Genomic DNA, 5,727 nt, shown 5'->3' on the forward strand with positions numbered 1-5,727 from the left:
TATTTTGAATAAACATATTTTTAAGGAGGTATTTATATGATTGCAAAGGCAACAGTTCTCTGTGAAAACTATGTCGATGGTAAGGCTGGCTCAATTGCTGAACATGGATGGGCAGTTTATTTGGAAACTGACCGGGGGAATTTTCTTTTTGATACAGGCCAGGGTAAAGGTATTATTAATAATGCACTTTATTTTAAGAAAGATTTATCCCAAATAAAGGGAATTATACTTAGTCACCATCATTGGGACCATACAGGAGGATTGTTTGATGTATTACAACAAACTGGAAAAGTAAATGTATATTCTCACCCACATATTTTTAAAGACAGCTTTAGTATTAAGGAAACTGGCAAAAGGAACATTGGAATTCCCTTTCGGCGAGAAATATTAGAGAGCAAAGGAGCTAATTTTGTATTCAATACTGAATCTGTGGAAATTGTACCGGATTTAATACTCAGTGGTGAAATACCCCGCCAGTCATTGTTTGAAAAAGGGGACAAAAATTTAATGATTAAAGATAAAGAGGGATATATTCAGGACAAAATATTGGATGACCAAACTCTATTTATAAAGACAGAAAAAGGATTATTTATTATTTTAGGTTGTTCACACTCAGGCATAATAAATATTATTAATTATGCGATTACAATTACTGGTGAAGAACATATTCATACTATTATTGGGGGTACACATCTTGGGCCTGCGGATGAGCAGACCAGAGAAAAAACCATTGAATCTCTAAAACAATTCGATATTGAAAAAATTGGGGTCTCCCATTGTACTGGACTGGAGATGTCAACACGATTGTTCAATGAATTTGGAAATCGATTCTTTTTTTGTAATGTTGGAAAGGTTGTAGAGATATAATTATAGAATAAAATAAAAAAAGACAAATAATTTTTAAAAATGTTGATAATTCTTCATTAAAATATTAAAATTAATATCGTTATAATATAATTTTTATAAATAAATATAAGAAAAGGAGCAAAGAGAAATGCAAGACTTTTTAGAAAAGAAATTTCAGCTTTCTGAGAATAAAACTGATGTAAAGACTGAAATCATTGCTGGGTTTACTACTTTTATGACCATGGCTTACATTATATTTGTTAATCCAAGTATTTTAAGCGATGCTGGTATGCCATGGAATGGTGTTTTTATTGCTACAATTATGGGAATTATCTTGGGAACTGTTTGTATGGCCTTAATGACCAATTATCCTTTTGCCCTTGCGTCCGGTATGGGTTTAAATGCCTTTTTCGCATATTCGGTAGTTTTGGGAATGGGCGTTAGCTGGCAAATAGCTTTGGGAATTATTTTTCTGGAAGGAGTTCTTTTTATTATTCTTAGTGTAACACCTGTAAGAGAAATGATTATCAACTGTATACCAATGGGATTAAAGGCTTCAATCAGCGCCGGCATTGGTTTGTTTATTGCCTTTATTGGACTGCAGAATGCCGGATTAGTAGTAAATGATGATGCAACCCTGGTTGCTATTGGCAATGTTATGAGCGGCAATGGAATAGTGGCAATAGCAGGTTTGATAATTATGGGAGTACTTCACACCATGAAGGTGAAAGGTTCGATTCTCTGGGGAATTTTGGGTGCAACTTTAATTGGGTATTTACCCGGCATAAATGTTACTCCACCTTTTGAAGGCATTTTTGCTATTCCTCAATTTAGTGACTGGAGTCAGGTTTTATTTAAAATGGATATTGCCGGGGCACTTGATATAACTTTAATTGCAGTCATTTTCTCTTTCCTTTTTGTAGATTTATTTGATACCGCAGGTACCCTGGTAGGGGTCAGCACTCAGGCTGGTTATTTAGACAAAGATGGTAATTTACCAAAGGCAAGCAAGGCTTTACTGGCTGATGCTATTGGAACTACAGGTGGTGCTATATTTGGAACCAGTACAGTTACAACTTATATTGAATCTGCTTCCGGTGTTTCTGAAGGCGGTAGAACCGGGCTAACCGGAATAGTAGTTGCAATTTTATTTTTCTTATCCCTGTTCTTAAGACCGTTAGTAGGAATTGTGCCCGGTGCAGCAACAGCCCCTGCATTGGTCGTAGTGGGAACAATGATGATTAAAAATATTTTAAATATTAAATGGGATGATTTTTCGGAAGCATTGCCTGCTTTCGTCTGTTTAATTGCTATCCCAATGACATATTCTATTGCTAATGGAATCGCACTTGGATTTGTTACTTATCCTTTAATAAAGCTGTTAAGCGGAAAAGGGAAGGAAGTTCATCCTTTAATATATATCCTCGGGATTCTGTTTGCAGTTAAGTTTATCTGGCTGTAGAAATAATTACAAATATACAATTAACAGGAAGAGTATGGAAATAATTATCATGCTCTTCCTGTTTTTAATTATTTTACCTGAGATAGTAAAATACAGTGTTAATAGAGTGTGGCTTGATTGCAAAACCAAAAATACTTGTTATGTTATAATAATTTATCCCGGAAAGATAAAACATTACAACCGGCTGCAAGGGATTTTTTAGTATTTAGATGAATATAATTTGTATTAATAATGGTCAAACCATGTTAGGAGAAAGATAATGGGTTTTGATTATCTCTATCATCCTTACCTTTCTAAAAGAAGAGTAATTTTTGCAAAGAACGGAATGGTGGCGACATCACAATATCTTGCTGCCCAGGCTGGTCTGGAAATACTTAAACAAGGAGGAAATGCAATTGATGCTGCTATTGCTTCAGCAGCCTGCCTCACAGTTGTTGAGCCCACTTCTAATGGTATCGGAGGTGATGCTTTTGCCATAGTATGGTTTAAAGAAAAAATGTATGGTTTGAATGCAAGTGGGCCTGCTCCTATGGCTATTTCAGGAGAGATATTAAAAGAAAATGGTTATAAGAAAATACCGGATTGTGGCTGGATACCGGTAACAGTTCCTGGAGTACCAGCAGCGTGGGCGGAACTGAATAAAAAATTTGGCCGTCTGCCTCTTTCTAAAAATCTTTTACCGGCAATAAACTATGCCCGGGAAGGATTTCCTGTTTCTCCTTTGATAAGCAATTCATGGAAACAAGCATATCATAGGTATAGTGAACACAAAAATAAAGAAGTTTTTAGTTATTGGTTTAACACTTTTGCTCCTAATAATAAGGCTCCGGAACCAGGGGAATTATGGAGATTAGCCGAACAGGCCAAAACATTACAGCTGATTGCTGATTCTGAAGCTAAAGCTTTTTATCAGGGAGAGCTTGCTGAAAAAATTGACTCTTTCTCAAAAAAGTATAATGGATATTTATGTTTAGAGGATTTGAAATCTTTTTCACCTGAATGGGTAGAGCCTATCAGTATCAATTATCACGGATATCAGGTTTGGGAGATACCTCCCAATGGACAAGGATTAGTTACCCTGTTGGCATTAAATATTTTAAAACAAGATAATTTTTTTTCCAAAGATGCCGCTGATGTTTACCATTACCAAATTGAAGCAATAAAACTGGCATTTTTAGATTGCAAAAAAATTATTGCCGATTATCAGCAAATTTCCTCTTTAATTAACGATATCCTATCAGAAAGATATGCTGCTGAAAAGAATAAGATTATCGGCGAAGAAGCCTTTGACTATAATTCCGACAAGCCTTCCGGTAGTGATACTGTTTATTTGGCTACTGCAGACAGTGAAGGCAATATGGTCTCCTATATACAAAGTAATTATATGGGTTTCGGTTCAGGTTTAGTAGTACCGGAAACTGGTATTTCCTTACAAAACAGGGGGATTTCTTTTTCCCTTGATTCTTCCCATGTGAACTATTTAAAACCTGGAAAGAGACCCTATCATACAATTATTCCCGGATTTTTAACCAAAGAAAATAAGGCAATTGGACCTTTTGGTATAAAGGGTGGATTTATGCAACCACAGGGACATGTGCAGATTATCATGAATATGATTGACTTTAATCTTAATCCTCAAGCTGCCCTGGATGCACCAAGATGGCAATGGATAGAAGGTAAAAAGATAAAAGTAGAGAAGCATTTTCCTGAGAATATTGGCTCTGCATTGAAAAAGAAAGGACATAACATAGAGATATCTCAAAATTCTGATAGTTTTGGGATTGGACAAATAATCTGGAAAGAGAATAAAAAGGTTTTAGCAGGAGCTACCGATCCCAGAGCAGATGGTGTTGTTGCTGCCTGGTAGTTGTTATTTAGTATGTTTCAAGAACTCAAATTAAAAAAGCTCCCTTAAAAAAAGGGAGCTTTTTTAATTATTTTCAGCTAATTATTCGGGTTCAATGGTAATTTCTTTTGGTTTCACTTCCGGCTTTTTAGGCATAATAATTTCCAGAATACCATTCTTAAATTTTGCCTTAATATTTTCTTTGTCAATTTCTGCTGGCAAAGAAATGGTACGTGAATAAGTACCGTAAGCTCTTTCCCGATAATAATATTCATCGTTTTTGGTTTCTTCGTCTTTTTTCATTTCACCCTGTATTGTTAAATTACTGTCATTCAACGATAATTTTACATCTTTTTTATCAACACCAGGAAGCTCAACTTTGGCTAAGAGTTTGTCTTTTTTATCTAACAAGTCTACTGCAGGTGCCCAGATACCGCCATCAAACCAGTTTCTCCTGGATCTGCCAGGGCTTTCCATCATATCAAAGAAATCATCAAAGAAACCCCTTGTTAAATTCCTTCTTGGTTCCCATTTTATAAGGTCCATAAGAACACCTCCATTTTTTAATTAATATATAATGCTAATAACATTATATGCTAATAGCATATATAACTATAATTAATTATAAGGATATTTGTTTATATGTCAAGTTTTTTTAAAAAATAAAATATTTTTGTACTAAGGGCAAAGAATAGACTGAAGTATATTGAATTAATAATTGGCTGTAAAAATAAAAAACCCCTCAATTCCTAAAAACTGAGGGGTTTTGTTTTTTTTCTTTATTTGTTTAGAAACGTCTTCTTGGACCAGAATTAAAGTCTCTTCTTGGTTTGCGTGGTCTTGCTTCATCAATCTTTAATGGGCGTCCTTGAAATTCCTGGTCATTCAGTGCGTTTTTTGCAGATTCTGCTTCTTCATTAGAAGACATTTCTACAAAACCGAAACCTTTTCCCTCAATGATGTTAACACTCTGAACGGTACCATGACCTTCGAAAAGTTCCTTCAATTGGTCTTCGTTGACTGCATAATTCAAGTTTCCTACATACAGTTTGCTACCTTCCATCTCTCTTTACCTCCTTCTTAGATTATTTTATTTCAGTAACATTTCTTTAGAGGCAAAGTAGAGCATAGTCAATAGCACAGAAAGCTCTAATTAAATATCACTGAGAAAATCTATCATATATTTATTGTATGCTTTGTATAGTATAATGATATAAATATTTGATAGATACTTTATTATCTAACATCTTTCTTAATTTGTAAACAACAAGTTTTATTATATCTAAAAAATATAGGATGTCAAATATTTATGTAAAACAGTATAATTATTGTTATTAATATTGTAACATTGGTTACAGATAAATTATTATTTTAATTATACATTAACAATACAATTCTTATTCTAATAAAATAGTATTAAGTGAATTTGAAAGAAAATTTAAAATAAGGAGGTAATGTTTTATGGATATGTTTTGTTTTCAATGTCAAGAAACTGCTAAAGGAACCGGTTGTACGAAGAGAGGTGTCTGTGGTAAAGCTGCCGATGTTGCCAATATGCAGGATTTGCTGATTT

6 protein-coding genes are annotated in these 5,727 nt (G+C 34.2%); 4 read left to right on the forward strand and 2 right to left on the reverse strand.

The features are described 5' to 3' along the window. Positions 1-36: 36 nt before the first annotated feature. The 3 genes from PHQ99_06755 to PHQ99_06765 all read left to right on the forward strand — a co-directional run bounded on the left by PHQ99_06755 (position 37) and on the right by PHQ99_06765 (position 4,175). Positions 37-867 carry an MBL fold metallo-hydrolase gene (locus PHQ99_06755; protein MDD4289271.1) on the forward strand — a complete coding sequence of 277 codons (831 nt, stop codon included), beginning with the start codon at positions 37-39 and terminating at the stop codon, positions 865-867. A gap of 127 nt (positions 868-994) precedes the next feature. Beyond that, complete coding sequence (locus PHQ99_06760; GenBank protein ID MDD4289272.1) at positions 995-2,308, forward strand: NCS2 family permease; 1,314 nt, start codon at positions 995-997, stop codon at positions 2,306-2,308. A 259-nt stretch (positions 2,309-2,567) separates the two neighbouring features. Continuing rightward, positions 2,568-4,175, forward strand: coding sequence for a gamma-glutamyltransferase family protein (locus PHQ99_06765; GenBank protein MDD4289273.1), 1,608 nt, complete (start codon positions 2,568-2,570; stop codon positions 4,173-4,175). An 81-nt stretch (positions 4,176-4,256) separates the two neighbouring features. Here PHQ99_06765 and PHQ99_06770 read toward each other — a convergent pair whose 3' ends face one another. Both PHQ99_06770 and PHQ99_06775 read right to left on the reverse strand, forming a co-directional pair. Next, positions 4,257-4,700 carry an Hsp20/alpha crystallin family protein gene (locus PHQ99_06770; GenBank protein ID MDD4289274.1) on the reverse strand — a complete coding sequence of 148 codons (444 nt, stop codon included), beginning with the start codon at positions 4,698-4,700 and terminating at the stop codon, positions 4,257-4,259. Positions 4,701-4,941: 241 nt separating this feature from the next. Continuing rightward, positions 4,942-5,217: an RNA-binding protein gene (locus PHQ99_06775; protein MDD4289275.1), complete on the reverse strand. Its 276-nt coding sequence runs from the start codon at positions 5,215-5,217 to the stop codon at positions 4,942-4,944. Positions 5,218-5,615: 398 nt separating this feature from the next. Here PHQ99_06775 and PHQ99_06780 point away from each other — a divergent pair. Continuing rightward, the coding region (locus PHQ99_06780) for a hypothetical protein (protein ID MDD4289276.1) at positions 5,616-5,727 on the forward strand (112 nt) is incomplete at its 3' end.

The sequence above is a fragment of the Atribacterota bacterium genome (assembly GCA_028703475.1).
Classification (GTDB): domain Bacteria; phylum Atribacterota; class Phoenicimicrobiia; order Phoenicimicrobiales; family Stramentimicrobiaceae; genus JAQVMU01.

What these genes read in the sequence shown, in the direction of transcription:
- PHQ99_06770 (MDD4289274.1), bottom strand. Translation starts at nt 4,700, where the DNA reads ATGGACCTTATAAAATGGGAACCAAGAAGGAATTTAACAAGGGGTTTC.
- PHQ99_06765 (MDD4289273.1), top strand. Translation starts at nt 2,568, where the DNA reads ATGGGTTTTGATTATCTCTATCATCCTTACCTTTCTAAAAGAAGAGTA.
- PHQ99_06755 (MDD4289271.1), top strand. Translation starts at nt 37, where the DNA reads ATGATTGCAAAGGCAACAGTTCTCTGTGAAAACTATGTCGATGGTAAG.
- PHQ99_06760 (MDD4289272.1), top strand. Translation starts at nt 995, where the DNA reads ATGCAAGACTTTTTAGAAAAGAAATTTCAGCTTTCTGAGAATAAAACT.
- PHQ99_06775 (MDD4289275.1), bottom strand. Translation starts at nt 5,217, where the DNA reads ATGGAAGGTAGCAAACTGTATGTAGGAAACTTGAATTATGCAGTCAAC.